Source organism: Serratia sp. JKS000199, from assembly GCF_900215455.1.
GTDB lineage: Bacteria > Pseudomonadota > Gammaproteobacteria > Enterobacterales > Enterobacteriaceae > Serratia > Serratia ureilytica.
The window spans coordinates 2,218,953-2,234,738 of record NZ_LT907843.1 but is presented as its reverse complement, the minus strand read 5'-3'; the positions used below and the strand labels follow the sequence as shown (position 1 = coordinate 2,234,738).

Below are 15,786 nucleotides of genomic sequence, written 5' to 3'. Positions count from 1 at the left end.
TAAACTCACTATCTCAGTTATGTTACGTTTATGCTTCCGCCGACGGACGTCGGCCTGTGGTAGCCGATAACAAGAGATACCGCCTTGATGAAAGGCATTTTGGGACATAAAAACCGGGGATGATCCGTGTGGCCTTCGTGCCCTACGGGAGAATCGCTTTATGGATAGTCAGGTTAATCAATAACAATAATGACCACACAATTACGCTCACCCGAGCTGCTGCCTCTGAAAATCATCGCCACCGGGGCCGCGTTGCCGCCTAACCGCGTGGCGTCCTCTGCGCTCGACGCGCGGCTGGGGAAACCGGCCGGCTACGTTGAAAAACGCTCGGGCATCGTTTACCGCTATCACGCCGCCGACGATGCCAGCCAGGCCGAACTCGCCGCTGCCGCGCTGCAAGATGCGCTGGCTCGCCACGCCATTCCGGCGGACTCGATCGATCTGCTGATCTCCGCCTCGGCGATTTCGGTGCAGGCGCTGCCGTGCACCGCCGCGCACATTCTCAAGGTGGCGGGGCTGGCGCCGGGCACGCCGGGCTTCGACATCAACAGCAGCTGCGTCAGCTTTATCTCTGCGCTGCAGGTGGCGGCAGGGCTGCTGAACGCCGGGACGTATCGACGCATCGCCATCATCTCGGCGGATCTCGCTTCACGCGGCATCGACTGGCAGCACGAAGAGTCGTCGCTGATCTTCGGCGACGGCGCGGCCTGCGCCATTGTGGAGTGCGGCGACGGCGCCAGCGGCATCCTCGCCAGCCTGGTGGAAACCTACCCCACCGGCAGCGAACTGTGCGAGATCCGGGCCGGCGGCACGCGTCGCAACCCGCGCGCCGGCATGTGTGAGCAAGACTTCCTGTTTCATATGCAGGGCAAGCCGCTGTTCCGCCAGGCGTCGGCGCTGATTGAGGGTTACCTCGATCGGCTGTTGAGCGCCAGTGGCCTGACCCTGGCGCAGATCGCCACCGTGGTGCCGCATCAGGCCAGCCATCTGTCGCTCGAACATATGCGCAAACGGCTGCACGTCTCCAGCGAGGCGCTGGTCGATATCTACCGCCATCATGGCAATCAGGTGGCGGCGTCTATCCCGACGGCGCTGCATGCCGCCGTGACCACCGGGCGCTTCAATCCCGGTCAGCCGGTGATGCTGATCGGCACCGCCGCCGGGCTGGCGCTGGCCGGCATGGTGTTGCTGCCATGAGGGTGCTGGTCACCGGGGCGACCAGCGGGCTGGGACGCAACGCGGCGCAGTGGTTGCTGGAGGCCGGACATCAGGTGCGCGCTACCGGCCGCGATGAACGGGCCGGCGCAACGCTGCGTCAGCTGGGCGCCGAGTTTTGCGCGCTCAATCTGGCGCAGGCCACGCCGCAGCAGTGTCGGGAGCTGGTGACCGACTGCGAGTGGGTCTGGCACTGCGCGGCCAAGTCTTCGCCCTGGGGCGGCAAAGCGGAGTTTCACCGCATCAACGCCGCGGCGACGGATAAGCTGGCGGAGGCGGCCGGGCGCTGCGGCGTGCGGCGCTTCGTGCATATCTCCACGCCGGCAATCTACTTCGATTTTCAGCCGCATTACGACCTTGACGAAGGTTACCGGGCGCGGCGCTTCGCCAATCACTATGCCGCCAGCAAGCACGCCGCCGAACAACGCCTGTTGGCGCAGGCGAAGATCTATCCGCAAACCACCTACATTATGCTGCGGCCACGCGGCCTGTTTGGCCCGCACGATCGGGTGATCGTGCCGCGGCTGTTGCAGCAGCTCGAACGCGATCGCGGCGTATTGCGATTGCCCGGCGGCGGACAGGCGCTGCTGGATCTGACCTTTGCCCCCAACGTGGTGCACGCGATGGATCTGGCCAGTCGGCAGCGCGGATTGCCGTCCGGCGCCGTGTACAACATCACCAACCACCAACCGCAGCGGCTGGCGGAGATGCTGGATGCGCTGCTGCGTCAGGAGCTGGGGCTGAGTTACCGGCTGCAGGCCGTGCCCTATCCGCTGCTGCATACGCTGGCCGGCGGCATGGAGCTGTGGGCGACGCTGAGCGGCAAGGAACCGCTGCTGACGCGCTACAGCGTGGCGGCGGTGCATTTTGACATGACGCTGAACCAGACTCGTGCGATCGAAGAGTTGGGCTATCGGCCGCGTTATTCGATGGAAGAGGGCATTCGTCTGACCGGCGAGTGGCTGCGGCGGCAAGGAGGCGGACAGCATGGCTAAGGTCACCGTGTTTGAAGTGGGCTATTGCACGCATATCGGCTGCATGGCGCTGCGCGGCGCCGGGTTCCGGGTGTGTAAATTCCCGGCGCGCGCCTATCTGCTGGAGGTGGGGGAGCGCCGCTGGCTGTGGGATACCGGCTACGCGCGTTATTTTCAGCAGCACACGCAGTCGGGGCTGTTCAGCCTTTACCGCCGCATGACGCCGGTCTATTTCGATCCGGCCGAGTCGTTGGCGCATCAGCTGCGCGAAGCCGGTTATGCCGAGGGGGATATTCAGGCGCTGATCGTCTCGCATTTTCACGCCGATCACATCGCCGGGCTGCAGGATTTCAGCCAACTCGACTTTATTTGCTCCGGCGAGGGCTGGCAGCAAACCCGTGGGCTGCGCGGTTTCGCGGCGCTGAAGCGCGCCTTTATTCCCGGCCTGATCCCGGCGGATTTCGAGAGCCGTCTGCAGTTTATGGAGTCTTTTCCTGCGGTGGCGTTGCCCGCGCTGTTGGCGCCGTTCGATCGCGGTTACGCGCTGCCGGGCAGTGAAGGGCAGATCGTGCTGGTGCCGTTGCCGGGGCATGCGGCCGGCCATATTGGCGCCTTTATTCTCACCGACGCCGGCTGGACGCTGCTGGCCAGCGACGCCGCCTGGTCGCCGCAGAGTTACCAGACGCTGCGCGGGCCTTCGCGCCTGGCCAATCTGGTGATGGACGACGCGGCGGCTTACACCCGCACCCTGGAGCGGCTCAACCAGCTGTGGGCGGGCGGCCAGGTCAACATTTTGCTGTGCCACGAGGGGGACCTGTGATCCCCTTCATGACCCTTTGGCACTATTTCCGCGCCCGGCGCCAGCGCTTTGGCGATCGTGCGGCGCTGGAGGCGCATCAGGCCCGACAGCTTGAGGGTTTTGCCCGCCGGGTGCTGAGCAAGAGTCCCTATTTTCAAGGCTTCAGCCGCCGGCCGTTCGCCGAATGGCCGCAGATGGACAAGGCGCTGATGATGGCGCAGTTCGACCGCATGAACACCGCCGGGCTGCGGTGCGATGCGGTGCTGGCCTGCGCGCAGCGCAGCGAGGCGGATCGCGATTTCACGCCGAAGATCGGGCGCTACAGCGTCGGATTGTCGTCCGGCACTTCCGGGCAGCGCGGCGTGTTTGTCGTCAGCCCGCGGGAACAGCAGGTGTGGGCCGGCGGCATGTTGGCGAAAATGCTGCCGGACGGGCTGTCGGCGGGCGAGCGCGTCGCGCTGTTTCTGCGCGCGGACAATAATCTCTATCACAGCGTGAACAACCGCTGGCTGAGCCTGGCGTTTTACGATTTGCTCGCGCCGTTCAGCGGCCACTTGCCGGCATTGGAACGGCAGGCGCCCAGCATCATCGTGGCCCCGGCGCAGGTGCTGCGCGCATTGGCGTTGGCGGTGCTGGCCGGGCAGGTGACGCTGTCGGTCAAAAAAGTGATCTCGGTCGCCGAGGTGCTTGAAGAACAGGATCGCTGCCTGCTGCAGCAGGTGTTTCCGGCGGTCGGCGAAGTGTATCAGGCTACCGAGGGGTTCCTCGCCGCCACCTGCGCGCACGGCACCTTGCACCTGAACGAGGAGTTTTTGCATATCGAGCCGCAGTGGATCGACGAACTGCGCTTCACGCCGCTGATCACCGACTTTACCCGCAGTACGCAGCCGATCGTGCGTTATCGGCTGGACGATGTATTGGTGCTGCGCAAGGAACCCTGCCCATGCGGGCAACCGACGCGGGCGATCGCCCGTATCGAGGGGCGGCGCGACGATCAGCTGATGCTGCCCGATGCGCAGCGGCAACCGCAGGCGGTGTTCGCCGATGCCTGCAGCCGAACGATCGCCAATGCGTTACCGCTGACCAGCGATTACCGCCTGATCCAGCATGGCGAACGGCGGTTGGAGCTGATTGCCGATTGCAGCCCGGCGGCGTTGGCGCACTGTCAGGCGCAGCTGATGGCGCTGTTCGCTCGTCAGGGCATCGCCACCGATCGCCTCGAATGGCGGTTGACGGCGCAAGCGGTGCTGCCGCAGTTCGATCGCAAGCGGCGGCGCATCGTGCGCCGGGCGGAGGAGGCATGAAAAGCGCACTGTTCAGGCTATGGCACATGCTGCTGGGATGGGGCACGGTCGGCGTGGTGTATAGCTTGACCGATCGCCTGCAGGGGGCGGGAACGTTGTTGCCGCCGTCGGCGCTTGACCGGGCGATCCCGTTCAACCCGGCAGCTATTTGGCTCTACCTGTCGTTCTTCCTCATCGTCCCGGCGGGCTATTTGCTGGCGCCGCTGCAGCGAGTCAAATGGCTGACGCTGGCGATGCAGTTGACCGCGCTGGGCGCCGGGGCGGTTTACCTGCTGTGGCCGACCACCATGGCCTATCCGCAGAACGATGGCGTCGGGATCAGCGCGCAACTGCTGGCGGCGTTAACCCGGGTGGACTCGCCGCAAAACTGCCTGCCTTCGTTGCATATGGCGCTGACGGTGCTGGCGGTGTGGGCGCTGAGCGACGGCGAGCGCAAAGTGCGCACGGCGCTGTGGATGCTGTGGGGCGTGGCGATCGCGTTCTCGATTCTGCAACTGCGTCGGCATTTGTTTGTCGATTTGGCCGGCGGCGCGCTGCTGGCGCTGTTCGCCGGCTGGCTGGCCCTGCGCATGAAAACCCTGCGCAGGCGCGTCGTTAAAGGAGAAATGGGATGAGCGATCTGGCATTGCCGATAGTGTTCATGCTGTTCATCGTGGTGGCCGAGGCGGTGGCGCTGCAGTGGGGGCGTCGCGAGCCGGTCAACTGGCACGATCTGGTGTTCAACCTGAATTCCGGCCATATCATGCTGTGGCTGTTCCGCGGGTTGGAGATCACCTGCTACGGCTATGTGGCCGCGCATTTCAGCCTGGGGTTGCTGGATGCCTGGCCGCCACTGCTGATGTGGCTGTTCGCCCTGCTGGCGTGGGACTTCGGTTTCTACTGGCTGCACCGTCTGCACCATCGTTTCCGCCTGCTGTGGGCGGTGCACGTGGTGCACCATCAGGGCGAGCACTTTAATCTGTCGCTGGGGGTGCGCAACTCCTGGTATTCGTCGCTGACGTCGATCCCGTTCTTTTTGCTGCTGGCGCTGGCGGGGGTGCCGCTGTCGGTGTTCGTTGCGGTCTCTATTTTTCATTACAGCATTCAGCTGTTTAACCACAATGCGCTGACGCCGAAGCTCGGCGTGCTGGAAAACATCCTGGTCACGCCGGCGCATCACCGGGTGCATCACGTCAAGGACATGGCGTATTCCAATAAGAACTTCGGCGGCAGCTTTATCTTCTGGGACAAGCTGTTCGGCACCTTTTGCCCGGCATTGCCGAGCACGCCGTTCAGCTATGGCGTCGGCGGCGACAGGCCGTCCGCCAACCCATTCTGGGCGAGCAATCTGCCGTTCCTGCGCTATTTGCGCCTGGCATGGCGCCCGGCGCCGGGCCGGCAACGCGACCGCCGTTCGGCGCTCAGCGTTTTCAGCGGCGCCATGCTGTTGTTCTCGCTGGTGGTCGGTTACGTCTACCAATACGGTTACGGCTATAGCGACATCAGCTGGCCGCAAATGGCGCTGTTGGCGCTGCTGGCGTTGGGATCGGTGGCGCTGGGCGGCATGACGGAAGGGCGGCGGTGGGCGAGCGCCGTCTGGCTGCTGATCGCGCTGGGCATGCCGCTGCTGTTTATCGGCTATCTCGGTTGGCCGCAGCGCTATTGGCATATCGCCATGGCCGCCGTGGCGTTGCATGCCCTGTGCGTCGCGTTGGGCTGGGGAAGAGTAGCCGCACCGGCCGCCGTGGAGGAACCGCATGGCTGAATCATTGCCGCCGCTGCGTTTTCCCGCCGATGGCGAACAGGCCTTCCACCGCGATCTTAAGCGCGCGGCCCACGCCTGTCTGGCGGGCGATCATCGCTATGCCGATGCCGCGCGATTGGCCAAGGCCGCGCTGTTGCTGGCGTTGTGCGTCGGGTTTTACGCGCTGAGCCTGCTGCAGCATCAGCCCTGGGCGTTTTTCCTCTGCTATTTCCTGTTCGTGACCATGGGCATGCTGCTCAATGTCAACGTCAACCACGATGCTTCGCATAACGCTTTCCTGCGTGCGCCCTGGGCCAATCGGCTGGTGGGGCGGTTGGTGACGCTGCCGCTGGGCGTCGATCCGGACTACTGGCGCACGCGGCATGTGGATTACCACCACGTTTACGCCAACGTCGAACATTACGATCTGGATACCGAAGAGAACGGCTTTTTCCGCCAGACACCGTTCCAGCGCTGGCGGCCCCATATGCGCTATCAGCATCTGTACTGGCCGCTGATCGCCGCGCTCTCGCTGCCCTATATCGCCTGGATTTTCGATTGGTCCGATCGGCTCGATAAAACGCCGCTGCGGGAAAAACGCGTGCTGGCGGGGCGCGGCGGTTGGGCGCTGTTCGTGCTGTGCAAGCTCGCGCATCTGGTGCTGGTGCTGGTGGCGCCGCTGGTCGTGGGCCACTTGCACGGCATCGGCTGGGGCTGGGTGTTGCTGGCTTACGCGCTCAGCCAGATGTGCGCCTCGCTGCTGGTGGTGTTCTTGCTGCTGGGCACCCATTGGGCGCAGGCCGAGTTTTACCCGGCGCCGACGGGCGACAGCATGCCGCAAGGCTGGTATCGGCACAATTTCGCCACCGCCTGCGACTGGCAGCCCGAACCGCGCTGGCTGGAGCATCTGACCGGCGGGCTGAACTATCACCTGACCCATCACCTGTTTCCCGGCTGGAATCATCGCCACTATCCGGCCCTGGCTGCCGCGGTGGCGGAGGTCGCGCAGCGGCACGGCATGGCGTACCGCTGCATCGGCTATCGCGAACTGCTGGCGCAACAACAGCGTTTCTTACGCCGGATGGGACAGCCATGAAACCGCTGCGTCCGTTAGCCTATCGGCGCGACGACAACGGGTTGCACCGCGCGCTGATGCAGGCCGCCCAGCACTATCTGGCGACCCACGGCGATCACCGTTTCGCCGACGGCGGCATGCTGGCGAAGGTCGCGCTGCTGCTGGCGCTGTGCGGCCTGTGTTACGGGCTGAGCCTGCAGCAGCATAACGGCTGGGCGTTTTTCGCCTGCTACTTCGGTTTTATCTTTATCGGCATGTTCCTGACGGTGAACGTGGTGCACGACGCCTCGCACAACGCGTTTTTCCGCCGCCCCTGGGCCAACCGCTGGCTGAACGCACTGGTGAGCGTGCCGCTGGGGCTGGATCCCGACTGTTGGCGCGTGCGGCATGTGTTGTTCCACCATGCCCATAACAACATCGAACATTACGATCCCGATATCGACGCCAACGGCGTGCTGCGGCAAACGCCGTTCCAGCGCTGGCGACCCTTTATGCGCGCGCAGCGTTACTATTGGCCGTTGGTGGCGGCGCTGACTTTTCCGTACTACATCTGGCTGTTCGATTGGTTGGACAGGGCGGGCCGCACCCGCGTGTCGGCGCGCATGGCGCAGCAGGGCGTACGCGGCTGGAGCGGGTTTCTGGCCGGGAAGGCGGCGCACCTGCTGCTGGCGCTGGCGATCCCATGTTGGCTGTTGCCGCCGGCTATCGGCATCGGGCAAATTCTGCTGGTCTATTTGCTGAGCCAGATGCTTTCTTCATTGCTGTTCGTGATGTTGATCATCGGCACCCACTGGGCCAAGGCCAACTTTTATCAGGCGCCGGCGCAGGGCGCGATGCCGCACGGTTGGTATCACCATGTGTTCGCCACCACGTTCGACTGGCAGACTCGGCCGCGCTGGCTGGGTTATTGGCTGGGCGGGGCGAACCTGCATTTGACGCATCATCTGTTTCCGCACTGGAGCCACCGCCATTACCCGGCGCTCAGCCGCATCATCGGCGAGGTGGCGCCGCGCTTCGGCATCGACTACCGCCTGCTGGAGCTGGAGGAGCTGTTGCGTCTGCAGCAACGCTTCCTCAGCGCGATGGGCCGCAAGCCGCACTAGCGTTGCATGCGAATTGTGCGAGGCGTTACGCAGTTCACTAATTGAACGATATTTGCCCTTCCAGTAGACTTTCCCTCTGTGAATCAACGGCCACAGGAGGTGGACTATGCGCAGCTTGCCGATTCGGTTATCGAACAAAATTGATGATGATCTGAACGATATCGCCCGGCGTCACGGGATGGAAAAAACCGAGGTAATCAAAATGGCGTTTGCACTGATTACCCTTGCCGATAAGTACTGGATGAAACAGGATGGTACTTCTCTTGGTATTGTACGGGAGAAGGGTGAACAGCTTGAAGCGGTGGGGCGGGTCGTGGAGATCTTCCCATGAACATCGAAAGCCGTAATCTGCGCGATGAGGCCAGCCAGGTTTATCTGGAGCAGGTCTTGGTCTTCGACGAAATGGAGCGGCTGCGCCTGGCACGCCAGGTGCTGTGCGGGATATTCGCGGTCAGCGTGGGCGTATTCGCCGCCCACGCGTATTGGGAGAAAAACGAAGCGCTGAATCAGGTGTTTGAGCTGGTGAAGATCGGCGCCTTGCCGCTGGTCACGCTGGTGGTCTCTTTTTACTTTCCCAACAGCGCGTCCAGATAAGGCGTCACGTCAATGCGACTTCATGCCCGCCGCGGTCATCAGCAGGCGGAACAGCGAGGCAACCACGAATAACCCCAGCACGCTGGCGCTCCAGATGATCACCAGCCAACCGATGCGTTTCCACCAGGGCGCCGGAGCGGCGGCTGCCGTTTTATCTTGCATAGCGTCCTCCTTCCTCAGTGATAGCCGTGTTCATGGCTGATCTTGCCGCGGAACACGTAGTAGCTCCAGAAGGTGTAGACCAGAATGATTGGGATGATGAACAGCGCGCCGACCAGCATAAAGCCGAGGCTCTGCGGCGGCGCGGCGGCGTCCCACAGGCTGATGGCCGGCGGGATCAGGTGCGGCCAGATGCTGATGCCAAGCCCGCTCAGGCCGAGGAACACCAGCAGCAGCGTCAGCATGAACGGCGAGTAGTGCGCGCCGCGTTTCACCCCATGCCGGATCCCCCAGGCGCTGAGCAGCACCAGTACCGGCACCGGCAGCAGCCAGAACAGGTTCGGCAGCGTAAACCAGCGCGCGGCGATTTCGGGATGCGCGATCGGCGTCCAGATGCTGACCGCAGCCAGCACCAGCAGCAGGATCGCCAGCAGCGGCGTCGCCAGGTGATACATGCGCGCCTGCAGGTCACCGGCGGTTTTCATCACCAGCCAGGTACAGCCGAGCAGGGCGTAGGTCACCACCAGCCCCAGCCCGCAGAACAGCGCGAACGGCGTCAGCCAGTCCAGTGCGCCGCCGGCGTAGGTGCGGCCTTCTACCGGGAAGCCGTTGATCACGGCGCCCACCACCACACCCTGGCTGAAGGTGGCGAAGAGAGAGCCCCAGATGAACGCTTTATCCCAGATATGGCGCTTCTCCGGCGTCGCCTTGAAGCGAAACTCGAAGGCCACGCCGCGGAAAATCAGCCCGATCAGCATCAGCGTCAGCGGGATCGCCAGCGCGTCGAGGATCACCGAGTAGGCCAGCGGGAAGGCGCCGAACAGCGCCGCGCCGCCCAGCACCAGCCAGGTCTCATTGCCGTCCCACACCGGGGCGACGGTGTTCATCATCAGATCGCGGTCGCCGCTCGCCTTCACCCACGGAAACAGAATGCCGATGCCCAAATCGAAACCGTCCATCACCACGTACATCATGGTGCTGAACACGATGATGACAAACCAAATCAGCGGAAGATCGATACCCATGTTCAGCTCCTGTCGTCCAGAGTGTCGTTGACCGCGGACAGCGGACGCGCCGGGCGGCCCTCGGTATTGTCTTCTTGGTGTTCATGCGGCTGCGGCCCTTTGCGGATCAGGCGCATCATGTAGGAGTAGCCCACGCCGAACACCGAGCAGTAGACGATGATGAACGCCAGCAGGCTGATGCTCATGTGCAGATCGCCGTGCGCGGACACCGCATCCTTGGTGCGCAGCAGGCCGTACACCACCCACGGCTGGCGGCCTATCTCGGTGGTGAACCAGCCCGCCAGCAGCGCCAGCAGCCCGGAAGGGCCCATCCACAGGATGAAATACAGGAACGGACGCGACTGATAGAGCCCGCCGCGCCAGCGCAGCCACAGGCTCCACACCCCGGCCAGGATCATCAGCATGCCCAGCCCGACCATGATGCGGAACGACCAGAACACCACGGTGGAGTTGGGGCGATCTTCCGGCGGGAACGATTTGAGCGCCGGCACCTGCTCGGTCAGGCTGTGCGTCAGGATCAGGCTGCCGAGATAGGGCACTTCCAGCTTGAAGCGGGTCTCTTCGCGCTGCATGTCCGGCCAACCGACCAGGATTAACGGCGTGGCTTCGCCCGGCGGATTTTCCCAGTGGCCTTCGATGGCGGCGATCTTCGCCGGCTGATGTTTCAGCGTATTCAGGCCGTGCGCATCGCCGATCAGCGCCTGCACCGGCGCGACGATCAGCGCCATCCACATCGCCATCGACAGCATCTTGCGCATCGCCGGCGTGTCGCGGCCGCGCAGCAGATGCCAGGCGGCGGACGCGCCGACGAAGAACGCCGAGGAGAGGAAGGCGGCGGTGGACATGTGCAGCAGGCGATACGGGAAGGACGGGTTGAAGATGACCTTCAGCCAGTCAACCGGCACCACCTGGCCATTGATGATTTCATGCCCTTGCGGGGTCTGCATCCAGCTGTTGGAGGCCAGGATCCAGAAGGTGGAGATCAGCGTGCCGAGCGCCACCATGCAGGTGGCGAAGAAGTGCAGGCCGGGGCCGACGCGGTTCCAGCCGAACAGCATCACGCCGAGGAAACCGGCTTCGAGGAAGAAGGCGGTCAGCACTTCATAAGTCAGCAGCGGCCCGGTAATGCTGCCGGCGAACTCGGAGAAGAAGCTCCAGTTGGTGCCGAACTGGTAAGCCATCACCAGCCCGGATACCACGCCCATGCCGAAGTTAACGGCGAAAATCTTTGACCAGAAGTGATAAAGCTCACGATAGGCTTCATTGTGCGTTTTCAACCATAATCCTTCCAGCACCGCCAGATAGCTGGCTAAACCGATGGTGATGGCGGGGAAAATGATATGGAAAGACACGGTGAAGGCGAACTGTATTCTGGCAAGTTCCAGTGCATCAAGACCCAGCATGGCGCCTCCTAGGGTTGAACATAAATTAACCTCTTGAGTATAGCTGTCATTTTTATGTGAAATGCTTGGCGTTAAGTTAAGCACGGAGTACAGTGCCTATAATAGTGACAGTTATTTTACTTTTTCATATAACAGTTAATGGTTATGACCCGATACGAGCAGCTTGCGCAGCAGATTAGAGAACAGATCCAGAACCGGGTGTGGCGGGCGGGCGACAAGCTGCCTTCGCTGCGCGAGAGCGGCAAACGCGCCGGATTGAGCCTGATGACGGTGGTGCAGTCTTATCAACTGCTGGAGAGCCAAGGGTGGATCGTCGCCCGGCCGCAGTCGGGCTACTATGTGGCGGCGCGTCCGCAGCCGCTGCCGCAGCCTTCGCGCGGCGAGAAACTGCTGCTGAGCGAGCAGGTGGACATCAACGCCTTTATTTTCGACGTGCTGCAGGCCTGCAAGGATCCGGACATCGTGCCTTTCGGTTCGGCGTTTCCCGACGCCACGCTGTTCGCCCAGCCGAAGCTGGCGCGGGCGCTGAGCAGCGTAGCGCGCAAGTTCACGCCGCACAGTTCGCTGGTCAACCTGCCGCCGGGCAACGACGCGCTGCGGCGGCACATTGCCCAACGCTATGCGCTGAGCGGCATGCAGGTCGCGCCGGACGAGATCGTCATCACCGCCGGGGCGATGGAGTCGCTCAGCCTCAGCCTGCAGGCGGTGACCCAACCGGGCGACTATGTGGCGATCGAGTCGCCGGCGTTTTACGGCGCGCTGCAGGCGCTGGAACGGCTGCGGCTGAAGGCGGTGGCGATCGCCACGCATCCGCAGGACGGTATCGATCTGGACGCGTTGCAGCAGGCGGTGGAGCAGTATCCGATCAAAGCCTGCTGGCTGATGACCCACTTCCAGAACCCGCAGGGCGCCACCCTGCCGGAGGCCAACAAGCAGCGTCTGGTGGCGCTGCTGCGCGAACGGCAGATCTCGCTGATCGAAGACGATGTCTACGGCGAGCTGTACTTCAGCGCCGAACGGCCGTTGCCGGCGAAGGCGCTCGACAGCGGCGGCCAGATCCTGCACTGCTCGTCATTTTCCAAATGTCTGGCGCCGGGCTTTCGCGTCGGCTGGGTGGCGGCGGGGCGTTATGCGCAACAGATCCAGCGTTTGCAGCTGATGAGCACCGTTTCCACCAGCGTGCCGACCCAGATGGCGCTGGCGGATTATCTGCTGCACGGCGGCTACGACACCCATCTGCGGCGGCTGCGACGCCTGCTGGCCCAGCGCCAAAGCGCAATGCGTCAGGCGATCGCCCACCATTTTCCGCCGACGGTGAAAGTCAGTCAGCCCGACGGTGGGTATTTCCTGTGGCTGGAACTCGACCCGGCGCTGTCGTCGATGGAGCTGTACCGGCGCGCACTCGCACGGGGCATCAGCATCGCGCCGGGGCGCATGTTCACCACCGGCGACCATTTCAACCACTGCTTCCGTCTCAACGCCTCATTTGAATGGAATGACCGCTTTGAAGAGGCGATAAAAACCTTAGCTAAACTTATCCGGGGGCTGGCGGCGGCCGGCTGAATCGCGTTTTTCCCGCCGCTTCGCCCCAGAAAAATTCATAATGCTTTTTTCGGCAATGGAATGCCGGTTTCGTTGTTAGACAGCCCTCCAGCCGCCCATTACTCTGCGATAAATTTTGTCACATTTTTATCAACGGGTAGACGAGGGGCAGTGGGTGAGTGGAATAAAAAATAAGCTAAACAAACTGTTGCGCTATCGGCTGACGCCGCTGGCGTTGGTCTGCGCGCTGGGATTGAGCACCGCCGCGCAGGCGGAAACGCTGGCCGAAGGCATTACGCCGGCCAGCGACGCCGCTCGGGTGCCGGCCGCCGCCAAACTGCGCAAAGATACCGTCGTGGCGGGCATCTCGGAGCCGCAGGGGATTTTCAACCCGTATCTGTTCACCAACGGCTGGGACGAGAACGTGACCGACGTAATCTTCAGCCGGCTGATCGGCCTGGACAGCCAGGGCAAACCGGAAGGGCGCCTGGCGGAGTCCTGGCAGGTCAGCCCCGATAATCTGACCTACACCATCAAGCTGCGGCCGAATCTGGTCTACAGCGACGGCTCGCCGCTGAAGGCCGACGATATCGCCTTTACCCTGACGCTGCTGCATGACCCGGCCTATGACGGCGATACCGATATCACGCCGGCGCACATTCAGGGCGGCGCCGAGTATAAAAACGGCACCGCGGCCGGCATCAGCGGGCTGAAGGTGATCGACGATCGCACCATTCAGATCGTCACCACCCAACCGGGCGCGACCACGTTGCAACTGATTGGCGGGCCGGTATTGTCGCGGGCTTACTACGGCAAAGACTATCAGCGCGGCAAGCTCGACGGCGTGCGCGCCTTGAACGGCAAGCCGCTCGGCAACGGCCCCTACATTTACGACAAGTACGTGCCGGGGCAGGAAATCCGCTTCCACGCCAACCCGAACTTCTACCTCGGCCCGCCGCCGATGGCGCGCTTTATCTATCGCGTCACCAACCCGGCCACCAACTTCCAGCTGTTCCAGACCGGTGAGACCGACTACGACGCCTTTACCGCCAAGCCGGACGATATCGAACAGCTCAAGCTGCTCGGTTTCGCCAATATCAACCTTTACAGCTCGAGCGATTACAGCCGGGTTGATTTCAACCTCAGACGCCCGGCGCTGCAGGACAAGCGGGTGCGTCAGGCGCTGATCTACGGCCTCGATCGGCAAAAACTGATCGCCGTGGTGTACCAAGGGTACGGCAAGGTCGCCAACCAGCCGATTTCGCCGATCTCCTGGGCTTACGACGCCAACGGCATCAATCCTTACGCTTACGATCTCGATAAGGCCAAAAAGCTGTTGGACGAGGCAGGCTGGCAGGTGGGCGCTGACGGCATCCGGCAGAAAGACGGTAAAAAGCTGGAGCTGACGCTGCTGGTGACCAAAAAGCTGATCAACGACGCGCTGGTGCCGATCGCCAAGGATAACTACCGCCGGCTCGGCGTGGTGCTGAAACCGCAGGTATTGGATTTCAACGCGCTGCTGGCGCAGCGCAAGGCGGGCAATTACGACCTGGCGTCTCTCAGCACCAGCACGCTGAACGATCCGCACGACGGCGTACGCGACTTCATCAGCCGCGAGAGCGAGACCGGCTACCACAACCCGCAGGTGGACGCGCTGATCGCCAAAGCCAACGCCACGCTGGATATCGCGCAGCGTAAGCCGCTGTACCATCAGCTGTATCAGGTGCTGGCGGACGATCCGCCGGTGATCCTGCTCGGCAACCGCGAAATATTGAGCGCCAGCAGCGCGCGCGTCACCGGCTTTAAACCGGATATCTACAACGGACTGGTCGGCAGCCTGCCGAACGTCAAACCGGCGCCGTAACGCCCCGATGCCGCCGCGCTATTCCGGGCGGCGGCGATGGAATTCGCGATGAGAAATTTTATCCTGCGCCGTTTGTTGCAGACTATCCCGATGCTGTTGTTGGCTTCATTGCTGATTTTTTGCATCTTCGCCCTGGCGCCCGGCGACTTTATCGACGGCAATATCAACCTGACCGCGCAACGCGCCGCCGAGCTGCGGGCGCTGTATGGGTTGGATCAGCCCTTGTTCAGCCGTTACCTGCATTGGCTTGGCCGGCTGTTGCAGGGCGATCTCGGCTTCTCGCTGCAGTATCAGATCCCGGTCAGCACGCTGCTGAATCAATACATCTGGAACTCGTTCCTGCTGGCGGCGGTGGCGATGGTGCTGTATTGGGGCATCGCGCTGGCGGTAGGAGTGATCTCGGCGATGAAACCCTATTCGCTGTTCGATCATCTGATCACCGTGGCGGTGTTCGCCGCCATGTCGTTTCCGACGTTTTTCCTTTGCCTGTTGCTGATCAAATGGTTCGCCGTCGATCTGCACTGGTTGCCGGCGGGCGGCATGTTGCGCACCGGCAGCGAAGCGAGCGGGCTGGCCTGGGCGCTGGAGGTGGCGGCGCACCTGCTGTTGCCGGTGCTGGCGCTGGTGATGCTGCAGGCCGGCAGCCTGACGCGCTATTTTCGCGCCAGCATGCTGGAGGTGATCCGCATGGACTATATCCGCACCGCGCGCGCCAAAGGGCTCAGGGAGAAAACGGTGATCCTCAAACACGCGCTGCGCAATGCGCTGTTGCCGATCATCACCCTGCTGGGGTTCGAGCTGCCGGGATTGTTCTCCGGCGCGCTGATCACCGAAAAAATCTTCAACTGGCCGGGCGCCGGGCATATCCATATCGATTCGCTGGCGGCGCGCGATTATCCGGTATTGATGGGGTTCACGCTGTTTCTGGCGGCGTTGACCATTCTCGGCAATCTGCTGGCGGACATTCTGTACGCCTACGCCGATCCACGCATTCGCTTGAGGTAAC

Annotated in this window: 16 protein-coding genes; 13 read left to right on the top strand and 3 right to left on the bottom strand. The window is 62.8% G+C overall.

Going from position 1 to position 15,786, the window contains the following annotated elements:
- Positions 1–189 precede the first annotated feature (189 nt).
- The 10 genes from CPH57_RS10770 (at position 190) to CPH57_RS10725 (ending at position 8,787) form a co-directional block, all read left to right on the top strand.
- Complete coding sequence (locus tag CPH57_RS10770) at positions 190–1,197, top strand: 3-oxoacyl-[acyl-carrier-protein] synthase III C-terminal domain-containing protein (protein WP_096242331.1); 1,008 nt, start codon at positions 190–192, stop codon at positions 1,195–1,197.
- Positions 1,194–2,210, top strand: a complete 1,017-nt coding sequence (locus CPH57_RS10765; RefSeq protein WP_096242330.1) for an NAD(P)-dependent oxidoreductase — start codon at positions 1,194–1,196, stop codon at positions 2,208–2,210. Before CPH57_RS10770 ends, CPH57_RS10765 begins: the two co-directional genes overlap by 4 nt.
- Positions 2,203–3,009, top strand: coding sequence for an MBL fold metallo-hydrolase (locus CPH57_RS10760; RefSeq protein ID WP_033643422.1), 807 nt, complete (start codon positions 2,203–2,205; stop codon positions 3,007–3,009). The genes CPH57_RS10765 and CPH57_RS10760 overlap by 8 nt, the downstream gene beginning before the upstream one ends.
- Positions 3,006–4,292: a F390 synthetase-related protein gene (locus tag CPH57_RS10755; RefSeq protein WP_096242329.1), complete on the top strand. Its 1,287-nt coding sequence runs from the start codon at positions 3,006–3,008 to the stop codon at positions 4,290–4,292. The genes CPH57_RS10760 and CPH57_RS10755 overlap by 4 nt, the downstream gene beginning before the upstream one ends.
- Positions 4,289–4,906: a phosphatase PAP2 family protein gene (locus CPH57_RS10750; protein WP_069100985.1), complete on the top strand. Its 618-nt coding sequence runs from the start codon at positions 4,289–4,291 to the stop codon at positions 4,904–4,906. Before CPH57_RS10755 ends, CPH57_RS10750 begins: the two co-directional genes overlap by 4 nt.
- Positions 4,903–6,036, top strand: a complete 1,134-nt coding sequence (locus CPH57_RS10745; protein WP_046687275.1) for a sterol desaturase family protein — start codon at positions 4,903–4,905, stop codon at positions 6,034–6,036. The genes CPH57_RS10750 and CPH57_RS10745 overlap by 4 nt, the downstream gene beginning before the upstream one ends.
- Positions 6,029–7,111, top strand: coding sequence for an acyl-CoA desaturase (locus CPH57_RS10740; RefSeq protein WP_069100984.1), 1,083 nt, complete (start codon positions 6,029–6,031; stop codon positions 7,109–7,111). The genes CPH57_RS10745 and CPH57_RS10740 overlap by 8 nt, the downstream gene beginning before the upstream one ends.
- Positions 7,108–8,193, top strand: a complete 1,086-nt coding sequence (locus CPH57_RS10735; protein WP_096242328.1) for an acyl-CoA desaturase — start codon at positions 7,108–7,110, stop codon at positions 8,191–8,193. Before CPH57_RS10740 ends, CPH57_RS10735 begins: the two co-directional genes overlap by 4 nt.
- A 106-nt stretch (positions 8,194–8,299) precedes the next feature.
- Positions 8,300–8,524, top strand: a complete 225-nt coding sequence (locus CPH57_RS10730; RefSeq protein WP_025303190.1) for a hypothetical protein — start codon at positions 8,300–8,302, stop codon at positions 8,522–8,524.
- Positions 8,521–8,787 (top strand): hypothetical protein, encoded by a 267-nt coding sequence (locus CPH57_RS10725; RefSeq protein WP_033643416.1) that lies wholly within the window; start codon positions 8,521–8,523, stop codon positions 8,785–8,787. Before CPH57_RS10730 ends, CPH57_RS10725 begins: the two co-directional genes overlap by 4 nt.
- A 9-nt stretch (positions 8,788–8,796) precedes the next feature.
- Here CPH57_RS10725 and CPH57_RS10720 read toward each other — a convergent pair whose 3' ends face one another.
- From CPH57_RS10720 to CPH57_RS10710, 3 genes are read right to left on the bottom strand one after another with little or no spacing between them, the layout of a single operon-like run.
- Positions 8,797–8,949, bottom strand: coding sequence for a DUF2474 domain-containing protein (locus CPH57_RS10720; protein ID WP_004934619.1), 153 nt, complete (start codon positions 8,947–8,949; stop codon positions 8,797–8,799).
- Positions 8,950–8,963: 14 nt separating this feature from the next.
- Positions 8,964–9,971, bottom strand: a complete 1,008-nt coding sequence (gene cydB / locus CPH57_RS10715; protein WP_033650915.1) for a cytochrome d ubiquinol oxidase subunit II — start codon at positions 9,969–9,971, stop codon at positions 8,964–8,966.
- Positions 9,972–9,973: 2 nt separating this feature from the next.
- Positions 9,974–11,374: a cytochrome ubiquinol oxidase subunit I gene (locus CPH57_RS10710; protein WP_004934615.1), complete on the bottom strand. Its 1,401-nt coding sequence runs from the start codon at positions 11,372–11,374 to the stop codon at positions 9,974–9,976.
- A 144-nt stretch (positions 11,375–11,518) separates the two neighbouring features.
- Here CPH57_RS10710 and CPH57_RS10705 point away from each other — a divergent pair, with 144 nt between their 5' ends.
- The 3 genes from CPH57_RS10705 to CPH57_RS10695 all read left to right on the top strand — a co-directional run bounded on the left by CPH57_RS10705 (position 11,519) and on the right by CPH57_RS10695 (position 15,785).
- Positions 11,519–12,937: a PLP-dependent aminotransferase family protein gene (locus CPH57_RS10705; protein ID WP_042784770.1), complete on the top strand. Its 1,419-nt coding sequence runs from the start codon at positions 11,519–11,521 to the stop codon at positions 12,935–12,937.
- Positions 12,938–13,091: 154 nt separating this feature from the next.
- Complete coding sequence (locus CPH57_RS10700) at positions 13,092–14,780, top strand: ABC transporter substrate-binding protein (RefSeq protein WP_033643412.1); 1,689 nt, start codon at positions 13,092–13,094, stop codon at positions 14,778–14,780.
- Between the two features lie 48 nt (positions 14,781–14,828).
- Complete coding sequence (locus CPH57_RS10695) at positions 14,829–15,785, top strand: ABC transporter permease (protein WP_004934604.1); 957 nt, start codon at positions 14,829–14,831, stop codon at positions 15,783–15,785.
- Position 15,786: the final 1 nt, after the last annotated feature.